Source organism: Ruminococcus champanellensis 18P13 = JCM 17042 (assembly GCF_000210095.1).
In the GTDB taxonomy this organism is placed as follows: Bacteria; Bacillota; Clostridia; order Oscillospirales; family Ruminococcaceae; genus Ruminococcus_F; species Ruminococcus_F champanellensis.
In genome coordinates, this window is the sequence record NC_021039.1 from 1,148,331 (window position 1) to 1,168,245 (window position 19,915).

At 46.3% G+C, this 19,915-nt stretch carries 17 protein-coding genes and 2 pseudogenes; 7 read left to right on the forward strand and 12 right to left on the reverse strand.

The window, feature by feature from the left end; translation table 11 throughout:
* Positions 1-13 precede the first annotated feature (13 nt).
* Together RUM_RS05050 and RUM_RS05055 are read left to right on the forward strand one after the other, a co-directional pair.
* The gene (locus RUM_RS05050; protein WP_041326279.1) at positions 14-265 is read left to right on the forward strand and encodes a MoaD/ThiS family protein; all 252 of its coding nucleotides are present in this window, start codon (positions 14-16) and stop codon (positions 263-265) included.
* Positions 256-660: a hypothetical protein gene (locus tag RUM_RS05055; protein WP_015558117.1), complete on the forward strand. Its 405-nt coding sequence runs from the start codon at positions 256-258 to the stop codon at positions 658-660. The genes RUM_RS05050 and RUM_RS05055 overlap by 10 nt, the downstream gene beginning before the upstream one ends.
* A 219-nt stretch (positions 661-879) precedes the next feature.
* Here RUM_RS05055 and RUM_RS05060 read toward each other — a convergent pair whose 3' ends face one another.
* The 4 genes from RUM_RS05060 to RUM_RS12025 form a co-directional block, all read right to left on the reverse strand.
* A complete protein-coding gene (locus RUM_RS05060; RefSeq protein ID WP_015558118.1) occupies positions 880-1,587 on the reverse strand; it encodes a sigma-70 family RNA polymerase sigma factor in 708 nt (235 codons plus the stop codon).
* A gap of 388 nt (positions 1,588-1,975) precedes the next feature.
* Positions 1,976-3,721 carry a YfjI family protein gene (locus RUM_RS05065; protein WP_015558119.1) on the reverse strand — a complete coding sequence of 582 codons (1,746 nt, stop codon included), beginning with the start codon at positions 3,719-3,721 and terminating at the stop codon, positions 1,976-1,978.
* Positions 3,718-4,011, reverse strand: a complete 294-nt coding sequence (locus tag RUM_RS05070) for a hypothetical protein (protein WP_015558120.1) — start codon at positions 4,009-4,011, stop codon at positions 3,718-3,720. Before RUM_RS05070 ends, RUM_RS05065 begins: the two co-directional genes overlap by 4 nt.
* Complete coding sequence (locus RUM_RS12025; protein WP_015558121.1) at positions 4,008-4,256, reverse strand: hypothetical protein; 249 nt, start codon at positions 4,254-4,256, stop codon at positions 4,008-4,010. Before RUM_RS12025 ends, RUM_RS05070 begins: the two co-directional genes overlap by 4 nt.
* Before the next feature lie 379 nt (positions 4,257-4,635).
* Here RUM_RS12025 and RUM_RS05080 point away from each other — a divergent pair, with 379 nt between their 5' ends.
* Complete coding sequence (locus RUM_RS05080; protein ID WP_157864598.1) at positions 4,636-6,075, forward strand: tyrosine-type recombinase/integrase; 1,440 nt, start codon at positions 4,636-4,638, stop codon at positions 6,073-6,075.
* Between the two features lie 563 nt (positions 6,076-6,638).
* Here the strand turns inward: RUM_RS05080 and RUM_RS05085 are convergent.
* The 8 genes from RUM_RS05085 to RUM_RS05120 form a co-directional block, all read right to left on the reverse strand.
* Positions 6,639-8,966, reverse strand: coding sequence for a leucine-rich repeat protein (locus tag RUM_RS05085; RefSeq protein ID WP_015558123.1), 2,328 nt, complete (start codon positions 8,964-8,966; stop codon positions 6,639-6,641).
* Positions 8,967-9,000: 34 nt separating this feature from the next.
* Positions 9,001-10,875, reverse strand: a complete 1,875-nt coding sequence (locus RUM_RS05090) for a hypothetical protein (protein ID WP_015558124.1) — start codon at positions 10,873-10,875, stop codon at positions 9,001-9,003.
* Between the two features lie 3 nt (positions 10,876-10,878).
* Complete coding sequence (locus tag RUM_RS05095; RefSeq protein WP_015558125.1) at positions 10,879-12,930, reverse strand: leucine-rich repeat protein; 2,052 nt, start codon at positions 12,928-12,930, stop codon at positions 10,879-10,881.
* A 228-nt stretch (positions 12,931-13,158) separates the two neighbouring features.
* Entirely contained in the window at positions 13,159-13,473 is a 315-nt protein-coding gene (locus tag RUM_RS05100) for a hypothetical protein (protein ID WP_015558126.1), read from the reverse strand.
* A gap of 20 nt (positions 13,474-13,493) precedes the next feature.
* Positions 13,494-13,898 (reverse strand): DHH family phosphoesterase, encoded by a 405-nt coding sequence (locus tag RUM_RS05105; RefSeq protein WP_054685884.1) that lies wholly within the window; start codon positions 13,896-13,898, stop codon positions 13,494-13,496.
* A 275-nt stretch (positions 13,899-14,173) separates the two neighbouring features.
* A complete protein-coding gene (locus RUM_RS05110; protein WP_015558127.1) occupies positions 14,174-15,094 on the reverse strand; it encodes an IS3 family transposase in 921 nt (306 codons plus the stop codon).
* A gap of 215 nt (positions 15,095-15,309) precedes the next feature.
* The gene (locus RUM_RS13165) at positions 15,310-15,432 is read right to left on the reverse strand and encodes a hypothetical protein (protein ID WP_015558128.1); all 123 of its coding nucleotides are present in this window, start codon (positions 15,430-15,432) and stop codon (positions 15,310-15,312) included.
* Between the two features lie 73 nt (positions 15,433-15,505).
* Positions 15,506-16,237 carry a helix-turn-helix transcriptional regulator gene (locus tag RUM_RS05120; RefSeq protein WP_157864600.1) on the reverse strand — a complete coding sequence of 244 codons (732 nt, stop codon included), beginning with the start codon at positions 16,235-16,237 and terminating at the stop codon, positions 15,506-15,508.
* 146 nt (positions 16,238-16,383) lie between these two features.
* Here RUM_RS05120 and RUM_RS05125 point away from each other — a divergent pair, with 146 nt between their 5' ends.
* The 4 genes and pseudogenes from RUM_RS05125 to RUM_RS13260 all read left to right on the forward strand — a co-directional run.
* Positions 16,384-16,956, forward strand: a complete 573-nt coding sequence (locus RUM_RS05125) for a tyrosine-type recombinase/integrase (RefSeq protein ID WP_242821752.1) — start codon at positions 16,384-16,386, stop codon at positions 16,954-16,956.
* A 256-nt stretch (positions 16,957-17,212) separates the two neighbouring features.
* Positions 17,213-17,527, forward strand: a complete 315-nt coding sequence (locus RUM_RS05130; RefSeq protein ID WP_015558130.1) for an ImmA/IrrE family metallo-endopeptidase — start codon at positions 17,213-17,215, stop codon at positions 17,525-17,527.
* Positions 17,528-18,491: 964 nt separating this feature from the next.
* Positions 18,492-18,629: pseudogene (locus RUM_RS13255) on the forward strand (hypothetical protein); the annotation flags it as partial.
* Positions 18,630-18,845: 216 nt separating this feature from the next.
* Positions 18,846-19,421, forward strand: a pseudogene (locus tag RUM_RS13260) (dockerin type I domain-containing protein); the annotation flags it as partial.
* Positions 19,422-19,915: the final 494 nt, after the last annotated feature.

Sequence of the window (19,915 nt, forward strand, 5' to 3'; positions counted from 1 at the left end):
AGGGGGATTCATTTTGTCGGTTAGTGAAGCACGGCAAAGAGCAAACGCAAAGTACAATAAAAAGGCATATGATCGGCTGGAAATGAAGGTGCCCAAAGGCAGAAAAGCCGAAATTTTGCATCACGCTGAACGGCAAGGCGAAAGCTTGAATAAGTTTTTAAACAGAGCAGTTGAAAATCAGATTGCCGTCGATCTCGGTGCAGATGCCGCCTGCCAGCCTGGCGACATTCTCGAATACGAGGAGGAGGAACAGCCATGCAATTGATTAAATATCCGTCCCCCCAAGAGGTGGATGCGGCAATGGCGCAGAACGAGCCCATGCTTGCCGCCATTTCCTTTGATGGGGAAACCGCAATACTAAGCCAGATTGATGAAGGAGTGGAGCACCATATTCTACTGATGAAAGCCGGCTTCCGGGACACGGACATAGACCAGTTTTTCCGGATCGTCTTTGACCGGGACGGGGCGGACTGGACATTTGTATGCCCACCGGAGTACAAGGGGATTCCCTTCAAGGACAAGCGCATAGAGCGCTTTTACAAGGACGGGTTTTCCACGATCTCGGAATTTCTGCACCAGATCGGCTACCTGGTAGGCATCAACATTCCCAAGCGGTACCGCCGCCATCTGGATATGCTGGGGGAACAATCCACTCTATAACACACAACCCCGTCAGAGCGTCCTGCTCCGGCGGGGTCTTTCTGTCCAGTTTCAATTTATGGAATCGGTTCAACATGTCCCCGCATGCTTCCTCGCTCCAGGTTTCTCTGGGAAGCCCCACAGACCAACGCAGCGCCCCTGTAAAGGCTCTCTGTGCTTACCCATGAAATTATACTACCATGCAGACACACGCCGCTGTGGGGCTTGCAGGCGGCTCTGCTAGGGTGTGTACAGTGCATGCAGGTCTGGGCGGAATTCTATGCGCTGTAGGTGCAGCTGCTCACTGTGGCGGCAATTCTCTAAATACAGCTGCTGCAAAACCGGATCTTTACGCAGTTCCCGCAGTGCAGCCCGGCGAATCTGCCGCACCCGCTCCCCAGACACGCCCAGCGCCTCCCCAGCGGCTTTCTGGCTCATGCCGGAGAAATCACACAAGCATATTACACGGCGCTGTACAGGGCTTTTCAGGCGCTCTACAGCGGCATGCACGGCGGCGGCGTCCTCCTGCTCCTCCAGGTCTGTATAGATGGGCAGTGCCTCCGGATCCGGCAGCAGCTCCAGGAAGGTGCTTTCCCCCTCCGGGTCTGCCGGAGCATCCAGGCTGCTACATTCGTTCAAAGGATCCCTGCGCCTTGTACGGATCCCTAGCATGCTATGCAGCACGTTTTTGAATGGGTATGCGGTAAAGGACAGAAAGGCGAAACCGCTTTCCGGCTTATATGCCCCTACCGCTTGCAGAAACGCCTCATAGCAGCCTTGCCGCAAGTCATCCATTACAATGCCTGCCCGATCACAGCTTTCCTTATAAGCACTGTATGCCCTGCCTGCCAGCTTGTACAAATACCGCTTGGTGCGCTCCCACAGAATGGGCAGCAGCTCCGGTGCGTCCCCTGCCTGGATCAATGCCGCAAGCTGTTCATTTGTCATTGGCTGCTCCTTTCTCATAAATTCGTATTTTTAGTAACTCCGGAGCAGGACAGCATACCACCCTGTATCAGGGGGCTTCATTGTTCCCTCTTTGATGGGTGGTGTTTTACCACCCCCTACCCCCATGTACACAATGTACACAACTCCTGTTGAAAAGTGCTGCAAAGCCCTATTTTACGTTGGTTGCGGGTGTGTACATTCCCGAGTTTTGCGATGTACACAGGATGTACACAGATGTACACACCTTTTGGGGTTGAGAAAAACCTGTGTACATGCGTGTACATGGTGTGTACATTGGCTTTTCTGAAAATGTACACACCCTCTAGCACCAGTTTTTCGGGATTTTTCCGGGTTTTCAACATAAGGTGTGTACATTGTGTACATCCCCTTAGGGGGTGTAATTCGGGTTTAGGAAAATCACAGCGCTTTTCCCTCGCTCCTCTACGATCTGGAGCAGGTGCCTTGCCTCCAGCAGCTCCAGCATATCCCGCAGGCCGGAGCGCTTTTCCAGGTTCTTGGTGTGCCTTAAGCGCTGATGCAATTCCCGCTCGGATATATACGCCTTGCAGGTGCCCTTTGTCATGTTCAGCACCTTTTCCATAACCCGAGCCGCCAGCGCCTGCTCCTGTGTCTCCTCCTGCTCCATTGCAACCTGCTTCTGACGGAAATAATACCGGTGCAGCCGGATTGCCCGCTGCGCCGTGTCCAATGTGACCGGCTTTTGCGGGTCTTGCGTCCACAGCATATGCAGGATCCCGGTAAACCGCTGGGCAACGCCGCCTGCCTTGCTGGTATAATCCGTAGCTTGTTCCATTGTCCTGCCCTTCTGCATGCTGTTTTCCAGCTCCTGCAAATAGTCCAGCATCACCTCTGCCGCCTCCGGCGTCCACTGGATCACCGGCATACTGCCCGGCTCCGGTCTTGGCTTGTCCACAAAGGTGCCCAGTAATTCACAGTACGCATGCAGCGCCTCCGGGTCAATTCTGCTTTTGTTCCGCACATTCCGGGTACCGGCCTTCTGTGCCGGAAAGCATACCACCATACGGCCGATTAACCCCCGCCCCCGCATTTCCGCATTGTTGAACGTGTCTTCATACAAGGAAGGCTGGGAGAATAAGCAGACAGAAAGCACCGGCTCATGCAGGTATTGGCTTTGGTTGTCGCTGCTCCGGATCCGGCTGCATCCGCTGCCGTCATATGCTTTCAGCAACAACTCCAGATTTCCCACTGTGCCGCCGTTGTACAGTCCGGCAACGATTTTCAGGGAATCCGCCTCCTCCGAAAAGATCCCGGCAGTTTCTCCCGTGCGCTCCATCAGCTTGAACAGGGCTTCCACTGTGGTATCTGTGGCAAGGATCTCCGGCGAAATCGGCGGCTTGCATTGGCTGCGGCTCAACTCCAGCGCCGTCAGCTTGTCCCCCAGTTCACCCCGTTTCTTGTCAGTGAGGTTCTGACTGGCAAGCTGCTTTTCGATGCCGTCTATTTCCCGTTGGGCAATCTTCTGCTTGACCCGGTATTTGGTCAAGAGATCGTTGTAGTATTCCCGCTGGCTGTGCTGCCATCGGGTCACCGGCAGCAATGCAAGGCTGAAACAGCTGCTTTTCCGCTCTCCCGGATTTCCTACGATCACCAGGTACAGGCATAAGTGCTCCCGATGCCCGTTACCGGAGGGGTATGTAATCTGGTACTTTCCCTGCATGGTCAGGGCACACGCCCCAAGCATGGCAGTTTTAATCATCGCCGGATCTACCTGCACATTGGCTGCCACGCTGTCCCCGTACAGTTCCAGCATAGGCGGGAACACATCTTCCGGAAACGGAAGCGGAGCAGGCTGTTCCCGCTCCTGCCCCTGTACGATCGGAAGCCATCCGCCCGCCTGGTATACGTTCTCTGCACGCTTCGAGGCTACCCGCAAGACGGCAAGCCGCTTTTTGGGCAGCTGCTCCCGGAATGCATATTCCATCAGCTTTTCTAAAAAGGTGTGTCCCTGTTCCACGTCCGGCGCAAGCAGGGCTGCATGGCATAGATTATCCAGCTCCTTCTGCAAGGCTTGGGGCGGCATCTTTTCCAGAAAGCGTGCGCCGTTTCCCTCCGAGATCATATCCACGTAGGATTTGAATAGCTCCTGATTCATGCCTCCTCCCCTCCTGTATACAGCTCTGCGCTGCGAAGTGCAAGGCGGGCGCTGCGGATCCGCGCTTGCTGGAACCGCACATAGGGAACCGCATCCTCCGGGCATTCCGGCAGGTAATACCCACAGTTTACTGCATCCGGCGTGGAGCAGATCACCGCCCCCTTGCACCGTGCCCGGTATACCAATGCCCGCACGGTTCGCTTATCCACCCGGAGCAGGGCAGCAAGGGCACTTTGTGAAATAGCATTCTCCATGCCTCCGGTGGGGAGATACTGCAAAATGTCAATCATCTGCCCACCCCCTCAATCTGCACAGGGCGAATGCGCCTGCATGGGTCGGGCATAGGCTCCTGCGCCTCGCAATTGAAAAAGGCGGAGAACCTGCCCCAGTTAATCAGATACTTGGTGCCCAGCTTGACAGTGAAGCTGCGCCCCTGCCTGCTCCGTGCCAACTTTCGCACCGCATACTCCGACAGTCCGGAGCGCTCTGCGGCTTTGGCGATAGTCAGCATTTCGGGGAATGTATTTTCGTTCATGTAAGCTCCTCTCTATTGCCATCGCTCCAAAAGCGTGCTATACTAGGAGCGGGCAAGTATAGATTTTTCGGGTCTTTTCTTGCTTTCCGCATGCCGGATGGTTGCCGCCTCCGGCATGCTGTTTGTTTGATGCATCATAGACAGGAACAAGAGAGAAAAAGTTGTACGAAAGCGTGCAAGGGGGATGGAACCCCTGTGGGGCAGAAGGAGCTGCCCGGCACATGCCGCACCCCCTACCCCCATGTACACAATGTACACAACTCCTGTTGAAAAGTGCCGCAAAGCCCTATTTTATGTGGGTTGCGGGTGTGTACATTTCCGGATTTTCCAATGTACACACCTGTACACAGATGTACACAGACATGACAAAGCAGGCAATGTGATCTCTTACCGGATCCGGGTTTCTAGGGGGTATGACCTGGAGGGGAACAAGCTGAAGCCCTATGAAATGACCTTCAAGCCTGCTCCCGGCATGACCAGACGGCAAGCGGAAAAGGAAGTGCAGCGGCAGGCGCTGCTGTTTGAGGAGCAGTGCAGGCAGGGCTATGCCCCAGACAATCGACAGACCTTTGCCCAGTATGCGGCATATGCCATGCAATGCAAGGAACAGGCAGGCAGAAAGCGCCGTACACTGGAACGATACCAGGACTTACTGCAACGGATCAATGCGGGCATCGGGCATATCAAACTGGCGGAGCTTCGCCCCCAGCACCTGACCGCTTTTTATAACCAGCTCCGGCAGGCAGGCGTGCGCACCTCTTCCGGCGTGGCCGCCCCGATTGCAGACTTCCGGGCTGTCATGGCGCAAAAGCAACTGACACGGGAAAGGCTTGCAGCCTGCTCCGGCGTTTCTCCCACCACCATTACCAGCCTGTGCAAAGGAAACCGGATCCAGGCACAGTGCGCCGAACGGCTGGCGGAGGCTCTGGAGATGGACAAGGCGGCGCTGTTCTCCTTTCAGGTCAGCACAAAGCCCCTTGCAGAAAAAACCGTACTGGAGTATCACCGGCTGATTGCATCCATTCTAGCGCAGGCAGAAAAGGAAATGCTGGTGCCCTTCAATGCGGCGGAAAAGGTGGTAAACAAGCCGAAATCTGCCCGCTCCCACCCGGTCAATTACTTTCAGCCGGAGGAGCTGGAACGAATCCGGGATGCGCTGGAGCAGGAGCCCTTGAAATGGCAGGTTATTACCCATCTGCTGCTTGTGACCGGATGCCGCAGGGGTGAAATTATGGGATTGAAATGGTCAGCAGTTGACTTGCAGGCAGGCGCCCTGCGCATTGAAAACAATCTGCTGTACTCCCGGAAGCTGGGAGTTTATGAGGATACCACCAAAACAGAAACCTCCGCCCGTGTCATCCGTATCCCGGAGGAAACCGCACAGCTGCTGCGCAGATACCGGGAGGAATGGGAAACACTGCGGCAGACCTATGGCGCATCCTGGAACAGCTACTTACAGATTTCCACCGGCAGCGGAGAGCTCCACAGTCAGCGGGCGGAATTCCTGTTTATACGGGAGGAGGCTGGCAAGGTGGGATACCCCATGAATCCGGACAGCCCCACAGGCTGGCTTGCGGCATTCTCCAAGCGGCACAATCTGCCCCACATCAACCCCCATGCGTTCCGGCACACCCTTGCCTCTGTGCTGTGCATGCAGAACATTGACATTACAACCATTAGTAAATGGCTGGGGCATAAGAGCGTTACAACCACGCTGAATATTTATGAGCACATTCTGGAGCAGGGTAAGGAACAGGTGGTAAACTGTGTGTCAGATGTGATTCTGAAAAAGCATACTCCGGCAAAAGAGCAGGCATAAAAAAAGCCGCACAGTGCGCTTGCACCATACGGCTTGCAGTATTTTGTAGTATGCTTTTGCAGGCGTAGTGCCCGCATAGTGCCCTCAGCCCCATTCTGCCGAAAAACGAAAAAAGCACGCAAACCCGGCAAACGCCAGTTTTACGTGCTTTGTATTGGCTAAAGACTCCAATTTTGATACAATGCACCCTCTGAATGGTCAGGGGGTGCATTTTTGTTTGGAGTAAAAGCTATCGTTTCTGATTGAAAATTGGAGAGGGTGCATTTAACAGCAAGGGAAAGTTAGATATTTATAATTCCTAATCCATAAAGATACCACCTTGCTGCCTTAAGATTGAGAGTTCAGTAACTGTTGTCTCACCACAGACGATGCATTTATAGTCACATCTATGTGTATTTTCAAATGATATAAACACTTAATTTCATCTCCTGTGATTATTATATCGTAAAGAATAATTGCCCTATCATTATCACATGTACCAATTGCTATAAAAATAAAATTTTAGGGGCTGTGGGCGCTAATGTGATACTTCTTACACTTGCTCATCCACAGTGCCTGTTATTTTATCCGTTTATCAACTTACGCTTCATCAAACAGAGATCGAATACATCCAGTTTCTCATCTTCACAGAAGTCAGCTGCCTTCCAGTCGGCAAGATGCGTGTTAGGAACTGCAAGCAACCATTTTTGAAGTAATACTACGTCAGCAATATCAAATATTCCGTCAGCATTGACATCACCTTTTACAAGGAAAGTATCAAGTGGGATAAACGAAATGCTATAATTCTTTGAATAGCTTTCCGCTGTAGAGCCTTGATAACCATAGATTATGTCAGATGGAATGGTATTCCGATGACCATAAATCTCACAATCTGGATTATAGATTGAAACAGATTGCAGATTACAACAATTTTCAAAGGCAACAATATCCACTTTAGTTACGTTTTCTGGAAGGATCACAGAGGTAAGCTGATAGCAGTCTCCAAACGCCCATGTTCCAATACTTGTTATGCTATCAGGAATGATGACAGAGTTGATGTTATTAAAATATCTGAATGCCCAATCGCCGACATTTTCCACACCTTCTTCGATGATTACTTTTGTGATTTTGTCCTGATACTTTTTCCACGGAGGAGAAGATATAAAGGAATAATCTGTCATTTCACCAGTACCAGAGATTGTAAGCGCTCCATCCAGATACTTCCAAGTAAGCGATTCGCCACAGGATCCGATATTGCACTCCACAAATTTTCTGCCATATTCTTTGGCATAGCTTTCTGCTGTAGAACTCTTGTAGCCATAAACTACTGAACCAGGGTACAGTGTATCTTTCGCACCAAAAATCTCACAGTCGGGGTTTTCTATTCCGACAGATCCCATTCTTCTACAATCCTCAAAGGCGAGTTCACCGATATGTACTACACTTGCTGGAATATTTAATGACATGAGAGCCTCACAGTTGCAGAATGCATATCCTCCAATACTCGTCAAGCTGTCAGGGATGGCAACCTGTTTCAGATCGAAGCAATCCTTAAAGGAAAACGCGCCTATTCCTGTAACGCCATCATCAATGATGACATTCGTAAGGAATTCATCACGCCACGGCGCATTGTAGTTATAAAATGCTTGAGAATTTTTCATTGCTCCATTTCCCGCAATTGTCAGTGTGCCGTTTGGAGTGAGTATCCATTCCACATTATCACCGCAGGTACCGCTTAATAGCTCATGAAAAAGTCTATCATATTTTTTCGCATAGCTCTGTGCGGTTGAACCGCTGTGACCGTAAATCACAACATTGCTGTTAATTGTGCTTTCAGCATCAAAAATCTCGCTTTCGGGGCCATTTATGGCAATGGTGGCAAGACTAGTACAGCCGGCAAATGCCATATCCCCGATACTCTCCACATCACCGAATATCACAACCGAGGAAAGCTTCTGACAATAGCCAAAAGCGTAATAGCCGATGTTTGTGATATTTTTTGGAATGATGATGGAGCTTAGACTTTCGCATCGTCCGAACACGCCATCGTTGAGAGTTATGATACTTTCAGGAATATGAATGTTTTCAAGTTCATCGCAGCTGTAAAATGCAAACTTACCGATATTTGTCAGACTATCCGGAAGATTGACAGTTTTCAATCGGGTACATGAACTGAACGCATATGCCCCGATACTCGTCACCGTTCCAGGAGTATTGAATGCCCTGAGAGCACGACATCCGGCAAAGGCATAGTCGCCAATGCTAATAAGCCCGTCTGTAGTATTGACCTGAATCAGACTTTCGCAGAGCCGGAACGCATAAGCGTCGATTTTCTTCACGCTGGAAGGAATCGTGACGGTTTTGAGTTTGTCGCAGCTATAGAATGCGTAATTTCCAATTGACGTTACACCATCAGGAATGATGTAGCATTTTTCACTCTTGCCTCCTGGATATATCAGCAAAGTAGTCTTATCATTATTATATAATATTCCGTTGCTGCTTGCGAAATAAGGATTGCTTGTAGCAACAGCAATGGACATAAGCCTATCACAATCAGCAAATGCACTCTCACTGATGCGTTCCACGCTCGACGGAAGATGAACGGAAGTTAGGGCCATTGCAATCCTAAATGCATCCTTTCCAATGCTTTTGACGCCTTCTTCAATCACAACCTCTGTGATGCTAAGGCGAATATCTGCCCACGGGTAGTCGGAGTACAATTCTCCCTCCATCATAGTGCCAACACCAGAAATCGTCAGAACACCATCTGAAAAATTCCATGTCAGGTTGTCGCCACAAGTACCAGAGGTGGTGGTTGCCGCTTCAGCAATCATGCTATGAGGTATTAGCGGTATGCTTGCCAAGCTCAAACATACTGTAATCACTATGGAAAAAAACTTTCTTATAATCATAATATCTCCTTTCTGTCATTTTTCATCAATTATATTATTCCAATGGCAAAACATCGTCAAAGCTGTATTTACGTCCTATATACTCCATTCCTGTGCAATCAGGAATAACAGCATGATAAAAATCAGGCGTTACATATTCACCGTTCACCTTATAATCCGGCAAAAGCCCGCCTTGTTCTGCGAAATCAGCATTATTGTAATATGTTCCGAATTCTGTAACTGAGTGATCAGCATATTGATAAAACGTATAGAAATCCACGCCATGGTCATGATATCCGCTTCTAATCATAGCATTTGACAAAATACCGACAATTCCAAATGAGCCATAATGATTGCTGTTTCTTCCATTTGCGCGTTCAACAGGGATTGCTTTTTGTCCGTCATAGCTATACAGAGATACGGAATCCCGAAGTTCACCCCCCTTTGAAACAAACAGTTCTGGGACATTATCACCATCAATATCTCTCAGATCCCACATATAATCCGGTTCAAATTCTTCCGAATTTTTATAATTGTCAATCACAATGCGATACGCCGCCTGCCAGCTTGTACCAATCGGCTCTGCTGTTGTTGTGGTTGCCGTTGTTGTAATTGTTGTTGTCACTGTTGTTGTTACAGATGGTGCAGTCTGTGTGGATTCATCATAAAATGTAATGTATTGCTCGTCTACCCAGCCGTAGTAAGTGTTGTAATCAATATCATATAAGTCATACCATGTATGACCTTTCAAAATGTAGCAACGGACAGCTACAACTTGCATCTTGTTTTCCAATGTTGTTCCTGTATACGAATAGTCTCCACGCCGCTCATCAAATACAGCGATGCATCCTTCAACACCGTTTCCCCTGATTTCTCCTTTTTTCTTGCATACGATCATCTCAGCGGAATATGTATCATAAAAATACTCTGTAGTCGTTCCTTTTTCAGAAGAAGGCTCTGTAATCTCTGTTGCTGCAGGAATCTCTGGCAGATAACCTGCATCAAGAGCTTTTTGGCGAAAACCTGTATAATCTGTTGTTTTAAATCCTTCATACCTATCGTAATCACAGATTTTCACATCAGGTTCTTTTGTGAAGGAAAGCATAAATACCTGATTATCGTCAATTTGTATGCCACCAAACCAATCGAAGTTCCTTTGAGACAGCATGTCATTGATACAAGCGTTGGCACTTTTTATCTCATTTTTATCTGCATAATAGGCGCAGCCACCATACATACTGTTTCTACAAAGTTCCTCACAATGATAGAGCATTTCACCGTAATTTTTGTTTTCCACTTGCAATGCGTTAGCTTTTAAGACAAGCTTAGAGAATTTGTTGTCAGTCACATCTATGAATGTATATTCATTACATAGCGCATCAGGTCCGTATGACGCATATCTGCGTGTCTCAAGTGACTGAACTATCGTATCTCCGTAAATACTGAGTTCAAATATATCTCCATGCTCGCCGCCGTAAGTAATCGCATATTCGTCAAGCAGAATTCTGTCTTCTCTGACCACCATTTCCGATTCGTATGCATATAGAGTTAAGTAACATTTACAACTGTAATCTCCAGCACTTTCACGAGTCAGAACAAGCAGTTCAGATGCTCCGTCATTTTCAAAATCGTAGACCAACGCACTTACAATTCCTAATAACTCATTATGTGGTATGTTCAAATTATCAGATGTTGCATTTTCTGCGGTAGCCGCCGAAAGACCATATGTTTCTATCAATGTGTCAAACAGATAGCTATCATAAACAGAGCTATAATCAACTGAATTCATTTTCACCGACTTAGATTCTTCAATCGTTTCAGCTGTCATATCGGTGTTTTGAGACTCGCTGTTGTTCACTTTGTTTACTTGACACCCAGACAGGCACATGAATATTATCAAAATCGCACTAAATAGCATTGTTAATTTCATTTGTCAATCACCTCTGTCAGCATATCCATAAATCAGTTTTCGTTTCATCAAGCACAGGTCAAAAACATTCAGCACATGATCATCATAGAAATCGGCCGCCTTCCAATTGGCTAGATGCGTATCCGGTACGGCAAGTAGCCATTTTTGAAGCAAGATCACATCTGCAATATTGAATGTTCCATCCATATTGACATCACCAAGGAGGGGTGTCGAAGCTTCTCCAAGTGACTTGAACGGGATGCTGTTTTCGTTAGCGAAGAGCTCAGCGGCGGAACCTGTATATCCCATGATAGTAAGGTTTGTGCAACCGGAAAAAGCGCCTTCACCAATGCTTGTCACGCTTTCCGGTATCATTATTGCCTGCAAATCTGAACAACCTGAAAAAGCAAAGTTACCAATTGTTTTGAGGCCCTCCGTTAAAACAACGTTATTCAGTCCTGAACAACTTTCAAAAGCACAGTTTCCGATACTTTTTACGCTACCTGGGATTGATACATAAAATAACTTGCTACATCTAGTGAAAGCTGAGTTTTCAATTTCTGTGATGCCTTCTGATATCGTAACAGAGATGATCAATTTCTTTCCTTTGAAGGTTCCGCTTCCAATAGCTGTAACAGAACGCCCTAAGACAGAAGCTGGCACGACGATCTTTGTATCTGAGCCAATATATCTTGTAAGTGTTACATTCAGTTTGTCGGAGTTAAGTCTGTATTCATATTCATAATCACTTCCCAGAGATACAAATTTGCATCTGTATTGTTGTGCATATTTCTGAGTACCCGTATTAGCATAGCCATAGATCACACCGTTATAAATATACCTTACAAGACTGTGTGAATATTCATTACTGATCGTTGCGTAGCCATCGGCAATGATGCAACTTGGGCTAAGAATCGTGATTGATTTTAAATTGGTGCAGAGCGAAAATGCTTCACCACCAATACCGTTTACATTTTTCGGAATTATGACATCTGTCAAGCTGGTACATTGACGAAAGGCATAGCTCCCAATCATTTTCAATTCATCATGCATGGTCACTGAAGTCAGACCAGAACAGCCTTCAAAGGCTGAATCCTGTATATCAGTGACATGAGCTGGGATACTAACTGAACTCAGGTTTTTGCAGTTGTAAAATGTTTTAATTCCGATTTTTGTCATGCTCTCGGGTAATTCTATGGAAAGCAGTTTCGTGCATCCGCTGAAGGTACCGGAGAGTGAAGTTACATTCTTCGGAAGTTTTACTGAAATCAGATTACTGCATCCCTCAAAAGCACTACCTATAGCCACAACATTTTCGGGAATTGTCACTGAAGTCAATGAGGTACAATCCTGAAAAATACCTTGAAGCGTTTTGATACCTCTCCCTATGTTGATTGTGGATAGAGCAGAACAACCTCTAAATGCATTTTCTTCAATTTCGATTACACTGTCTGGAAGTGACACTGACTGCAATGATGAGCAGTGCATAAAAGCATTTTTTTCAATCTTTGTTACGCTATCTGGTATTGTTATTGAAGTCAGACCAGAACAGCCGTCGAAAGCTCTGTAGCTTATAGAAGTCACTCCGTCAGGAATGATATAGTCTCCCTTTCTGCCTGCCGGATAACATACTAGCTTTGTCCTGTCTTTGTTAAACAGCACACCGTCTATATCACAGTAAAACTTACTGTCATCATCGACTGTAAATTGATTTAGTCCCTTCCACATACAGAATGGACTACAGATCATGCCTGTAAGATTGCTCCGGATTCTTACTGTCTTAACCGAGTTGTTGGGCTGAAATGAATCTCCGATAGCACCGATCACTGTCACTGGTTTACCTTCTGCACTGTTGCCTGTAAAAACAAGCGTAGGAATTGTAACGCTTTCATCTAATCCTAAATAATCGCAAACCACAGCTGAACCATCACTTGCACTGTCCCACATCCAATCACCGGATCTCTGTAAAGCGAAAGCAGTCAGATTTGCATACCGAAATGGCTGTGCAGTAATCATGCCAACAATGAAAATCATAGACGTCAGTAACGTCATCATTCGTTTTTTCAGTGATTTCATAATAATCCCTTCATTTTTTCTCGATAGCCCTGAGCAAAATGAGAAAACAACGTATATGCAAATATTCAGTGCGGTAAATAATAAAAATATAGAAAGCGGTCAGTTCCTGTGATATAATAAGGACGCGAGGAACCTATATGAAAGGGGCAGACTTCCATCTAATGTCAAATGATCATGCAGATTATCTATATTTCCACTTCTGCACCGAAAGCATCCGTTACAGCTCATTTACATGCCGCAGGTGTTGCAGCACTCACGGTATGTCGGTTTGTGCCTGTCATCACCGGGGATCGGGTAACCCATATCGTCATATAGGTCAAAGTGTATCGGTTTTCCCTGAAAACTCATTCCTGATTTACGCGCTTGCTGTGTCTGGATTTTTCCTTCCAGCTTATATAGTTTTCCGTCCTTGACGAAACGTCTGCCTGTTCCGCAGAAAACAGAAGTCACATTGTTGTCCACGCACTCCTGACGGAACAGTTTTACCCAGTCAAAATGACATGAACGAGCACCATCATGTAGCTGGTTCAAAACTGGGCTCATACATGATCGTTCCGCCGTAGTCAAACAGTATCATTTTCGGTCTTGCCATCTTTATCGCCGCTTTCTGTCAGATGCTTCCTGCAAGTTTCTTCCATGATTGCCCTTGCTTCCTCTGGCGGTACGTCCAGCTCACAGACCGCAGCGTGGAAATGACCACCTCCGCCATGTTCTGCGCAAATATCATTTGCAGAAATATTGCCGCTTGTGCGCATCGAACAGCGACAACGACCATCAGACAATTCCCGAACTGTTACACCTATCATCATTTCTTCATATTGCTCCACATAATACTGCTCCACATAGGAGTTGATGCCTTCCAGTTCGAAATCAGTAATATTTGCATCTTTCAGGTTATCCAGTGTAATAATGCCGGTGATGAGTCTGTAATCGCAGGAAAAGCGCAGGCTCTCTTTCAGAAACTCCACAATCATCCTTCTACTATGTAATGGCAATATTAATTGAGTTATAATATAGTAGATATCAGATAATAACTCATACGCATCTACTTCAGAAATTGAGATCATACTACCGTGAGCAATGTGATTTCTTATTTGAGGAAAATCATAGCAATAATATACATATCAAAAAAGTTTTCCTTTTCATATGCCTCTTTGAGTTTGTCAGTAATACTGAATTTATCTTCAATATCAAAATGAAATTGTCAATAACACTTGACACATTAACCGCAAGGATTTTGAAGTTAAGCAGCGATAGTCAAAGCAGAATAGAACCTGTGCCGTTTTACAGCTGGTGGGATGCCACCGATCGCCGAGCAGATTCTGCGGTTGCTCCAGTAGCTCATGAAATATCGCCAGACCATCGTTTTTAATGCTTCAATCGTATAATTTTCGGATCTTCTTCCTCTGTTATAAAACAATTCCTCCTTCATTCTTGCCCATATACTCTCGCATCTTGCGTTATCATGGCATCTTCCTCCAGCACTGTTCATGCTCTGAACAATGCCGTATTTTTGAATAGCAGTTCTGTACGCAGAACTTGTATACTGGCTGCCCCGGTCGGAATGTATAATTGCTCCGCAAATATCAGGATACCGCAAGCTCGCATTTTTCAGTGTTTCACAGCACAGTTCAGCTCGCATATGATCTGCCATGGCAAGACCATTCGGCATCAGGTCATAGCAATCAAAAATCGCCGAAACATACAGCTTTCCGTCTTTTGCCTTGATTTCAGTAATGTCTGTAACGCATTTTTTCAAAGGTGCATCTGCTGTGAAATCACGTTTCAGAAGATCGTCTGATTTACGGGCTTCACGGTCTGCTTTGGTGATTCCGTTGGGCTTTCGTTTGGGTTTATGAATCAGGTTTATCTGCTCCATCACGCTGCGAACGGTTGCTTCACACGGGATTTTGATACCATCAAGTTTGCCGACTTCTTTTCTGTACTTAAGGGCCTGATACATACGTACTCTGCCATAATCAGCATTTTCTTCGTCCTCATCATGAATTTTCAGCATAGCGTCAGCAAGTGGCTGATACTTCCAGGGCTTTCCCTTACGCTCAAGATAATCGTAAAACGCCTGTCTGCTGACTTGCAGCGTGCTGCAGTAAAAACTGATTTTTCCGATGTTTCTGCCGTCATCTGTCCGAATCGCAATATACATCAATCTTTGTTCTTTCCTGATTTCTGACGGCTGGCAGCGAAAAAAGCCGCTGCATCCTCCAAAAACGCATTCATTTCGCTTATGCGCTTGTTTTCCTTTTCCAATGCTTTGATCCGCTTTTTCAGCTGCTGGTTTTCTTCTGCGATATTCAGAGATTCTTCCGGGCTGCGTTCTCCGCAGCCAATATCAAGACTTCCGCTCTTTGCTTTTCTGATTCAGCCGTACAGCGTATTTACAGGAATTTGAAGTTCATTCGCTGCTTTTACCGCACCTATCTTTTTTGCAAGCTTTACTACCTGCACCTTGTACTCATTTTCATATTGTTTATTTTCTGACATCCCTTTTTCCTCCCTTTTTTCTTTTCCTATTTTATTCCTTTGAGGTTTGAGTGTCAAGTTTTATTATACTACATCACTTAGCAGGTACATCAATCACCTGACAGTCCTTGATGCGGTCGATGCGAAAATGCGTCAGGTCATCATACTTCGGTAGGTTACCTATCAGATAAGAATGACCGTTTTGAGAGATAACCTGATAGGGATTGACGGTATACTGCTTCTTTTTGCCACTGCTGTCGAGCCTGAATTTCAGTTTCCCGTCAAGTCCACAGTCGCAGTAATGGAATGATATCTGCTTGCCGTCCGCTATGGCGCTGCCGATATTTTCAAGAGTCATCAGGATTTCCTTGTTCAGAACTTTTCCGTAAATATCCATATCGATCTTAGATATTTCAGAACGAAAATACTTGCTTGACAGTCCTTCCAGGCGGCGAATCATGCTGAGACGATCTTTTTTTGACAGTCCGTCCGTCAGCAGAACGCTGTCAATCAGCAAACGTAGCTCACCATTCATAAACTCATGAACATAATACCAGTCTGTCAGTATCGCTTCTTCTCCGTTTTTGCTGTTTCGGACAATAACATCATTTTCAAAGTCGCAGCCACGATATTTAATAGGAAATCCAAATTCAATCAGCTTGGAAAGGTTGCGTCTGACTGTTTTGCGGTCAACTTTCATTCCGTATTCAGATTCCATCAAATTCTGTATCTGCTGCTGCGAAAGTCTGTGGTCTTCATCGGTATGCTTTCGCAGGATATCCAAAATATCAAGTATGATCATTTTCTTCGGTTGCATATCAGTCATGATTATCCAACTCGTATGTACTATAATTATATATATATTATACATCATCATAGAAGAAAAGGCAAGTATTTTGAAAATAGCCATAGTTGGTAGAACGAAACTACTCAAGATCGTTTAACCTTAGCGAGGAAACTATAAAGGAAATCGTGACCGTTAAGAAAGAGCATATTCCTTTTTCGGACAATGAAATAAACTTGCTTTGGGAGCATGTCAATGATAAGTTATTTGTAGATGTGCTTCTTATTCAGTGTTATTCCGGATGGCGCCCACAGGAACTGGGCTTGCTTAAATTGGAAAATGTGGACCTTGAGAACGGAACTTTTAGTGGTGGTATAAAGACCGACGCCGGTACAGACCGCGTCGTGCCTATTCATTCGAAGATTTACCACTTGGTTGAACGAAAATATAAAGAAGCACAGAAACTCGGAAGTCTATATTTGTTCAATTATACGAATCAGAACATCCGAAGTAAGAACACTGCATTAACTTATGCACGATATAAACAAGGCTTCAGAATGCTACGAGATGAACTTAAATTGAACCCGGAACACAGACCACACGATGGGCGCAAACACTTCGTTACCATGGCTAAGAAGTACGGTGTTGACGAATATGCGATCAAATATATGGTTGGCCATAGCATTTCTGATATCACCGAAAAAGTTTATACTCAAAGGGAATTTGAGTGGCTAAAAGAAGAGATAGAAAAAATAAAATAGCTTGTAAAAGAAAAAACCTCGAAGCAAGAGTACCAGTTAAGGAACTCTTACAACGAGGAGTATTTTATTTTTAATGTGTAGGAATATATGTGTATGAATAGTATAGGAATAATATATGAATTACATACATTATTCTGCGCTTAGTTACTTCTAGGTTCTTTGATAATGACGCAATTACGAGTGTTTAATCGAGGGTGGAGTTTGTAACATTTCTATAATAAAAAAGAACTGGGGACATATACAAACACATTATTCGATGGTTGTGAATGCCAAGAAGTCACTGGAGGAAAAAGCAGCTGCAATCTTCCACGAGATCGGGCACCTACTTTGCGGTCACTTGCCGCAAGATGAGGAATTGAAAAAGATCAATTGGCTTAAGCTGTCAATTCCGGAACATGATATTGCAAATCTTTCCCTTGCACAAAAGGAATATGAAGCAGAAACTGCGTGCATGTTGATCATGAACGGGCTTGGTTACGAATATGACCGTTCAGAGTATCTGGATGACTATCTAGTGGATGGCAGACCACCGGAATACGATCTGGGTATGTCCATAGCCGCTGCGGATTAGTTCCTGGGCTGGATGTAGAATGGTGCCCGATGAAGACACTGCGCCCCGAATTACACAATCCCACTGACGTTTGATATGGATATGCCAGTCATGTTCGGACGCACCCTGAACCGGACATGACAATACCACTCTGAATGAATTGGATGCTATTACGAAGACCGTTCATTTATACAATCTTGACATGGAGGAATTCGGTATGAAGAAACGTATTCTTGCAGCACTTTCCGCAGTAGTACTCACCATGTACGCTGCACCGCTGTTGGTCCATGGGACATCTATTCCTAATACCGCAACAGCACGCCCGATAGATCAAATGCCTATAGACGAAAGCTTGTGGGAAAAGTTCCTGCGTTATGATCTGTGCATCACGGACTATGCAGCTATGTCTGAATCCGAACAAGCCCTGTGCCGGTTTATCTTTGAAACGGAGCAATCGGCAAAGGACACTGTTCGCTGTGAACGGGCAAGGCGCATGCTGTCACAGGATCCGGCAATCGGTCCAAGGCTCACATTGGAGCAGCTGGAGGATTGCTACGGCATCTGGGATCGCTTTTCAGAATATAAAGTGGGACAATCCTGGTTCCTGCATTGTGTGCCGGATATCAAGCATCTGGATTACCAGGAAAACTACAATGAATACTGGCTGGACGATGCAGGAACCAAGCGGATTCTTGCCGCCGGAGAAAATACCGGCTCTGACCGAGCTGTTACCTTTGAGGCGGTTCTGACGGATCTTGATGATGCAAAGCAGTACGATGCGGCGGATGCAGAAATTAAGGGAAATAAGGATGGAACCTTTACGCTTACCTATGAGATCCAGCGGAAAACGCCCCGTCCCTCCTATCACTACACGCTGGTTGACGGCGTGGAAACCCTTGTTTCCTCTGGATTCATGGAATCAGACGGTGACTTGTACATGCTTTGTCCCGATCGGACGGCTGCATTTGTCAAGAGCAAGTACAGTATGCGCACGCCAAATACAGCAGCAGATCCCATTCGGGATGTGGTAACAATTCCGGAGCAAATTAACGGCTATCCGGTTACGACTGTGGAACAAAGCGCATTTATGTTTGCTCCAGTCACAAAGATTCAGCTGCCTGATACCATCAGGTTCATCGATGCAAAAGCTTTCTATCGCTGTCCCTACCTGCGGGAGGTCAATTTTCCGTCGGCGTTGCAGTACATTGGTGCCATGGCGTTTGAAGCATGCGGACTGGAAACGCTGGCCCTGCAATGCCGGGATCTCCAGATAAGCCAATATGCTTTCCGGGATTGTGCCAAGCTGGGTGATCTGCGTCTGCTTGCAGCATCCATCGGATCGGATGCGTTTTGTGGCTGTACCGCTTTAAAAAAGGTGCGCCTGGAAAATGGCATTGTGCGCATAGATTCCGGTGCCTTTCGGAACTGTGGTAAGGTAGGGCATCTGTCCATGCCGGAATCACTGAAAATCATTGGTGTAGGCGCATTTCCAATGCTTTCGTCCATTACCATTCCCGAATCGGTGGCTGTTATTGGTGCATTGCCCAAAGCCTTCGGAGTGCGCACCACAGCCTTAATTACCATTCCGGCAACGAATCCGTTGACAGATCCGGAGGATCCGGTATTCGACCAGAACTGTACCATATATGGCAATCGGGATACAGAAGCCCAGCGCTATGCGGAGGAGCATACTTATCCATTTACAGAGCTAACCACCCTTCCAGGGGATGTCAACAGCGACGGAGCGTTGACTGTTGCAGACATACTGCGCATGCAGCGGTATCTGGTCAGTCGGGATCTAACCCTGATCAACCGGCAAATGGCGGACTGGAACCAGGACGGTGTTATCAATGCAGCGGATCTTGCACTTTTGAAGCGTACATTGATGCGTTTGTCTGTGGGGGTGCTTTCCTAGAGAATCCTGGTGCGTGGAAACATGCCGGGCAATGTTGAATCGATTCCACAAAGTGAATCTGGACAGAAAAAACCCGCCGGAGCAGGTCGCTCTGGCGGTTTTTTGGACTCCTGCCCCGTTCCCCTCGTCCGGCTGCAATTTGAACGAATGGGGGGAACTGTCACACCTGCCGCAAAACTGTCATTTCTGTCACACAAACTGTCATTGGATAATCCCCAGTTTTCCGGGCTTTTCCGTATCCAGTGACAAGTATGACAGTTTTTTTCGGTTTCTTTCTGTAGAAAATATGTATATCCAGTTTACTATGTTTTTTCTGCCTGTAGAACGAAAAAGTTGTCATTTCTGTCATTTGTCCATGCAAACCCCAGTTTTCTGGCTTTTACCCAGTGACAGCTTTCAAAATAAACTGTCACGAACCTGTCATTTCTGTCACTGTATCCGGAGACCTGGAGGAGCAGTGCTGCAAGTTGCAGTACCGCTTTTCACATTCTCTC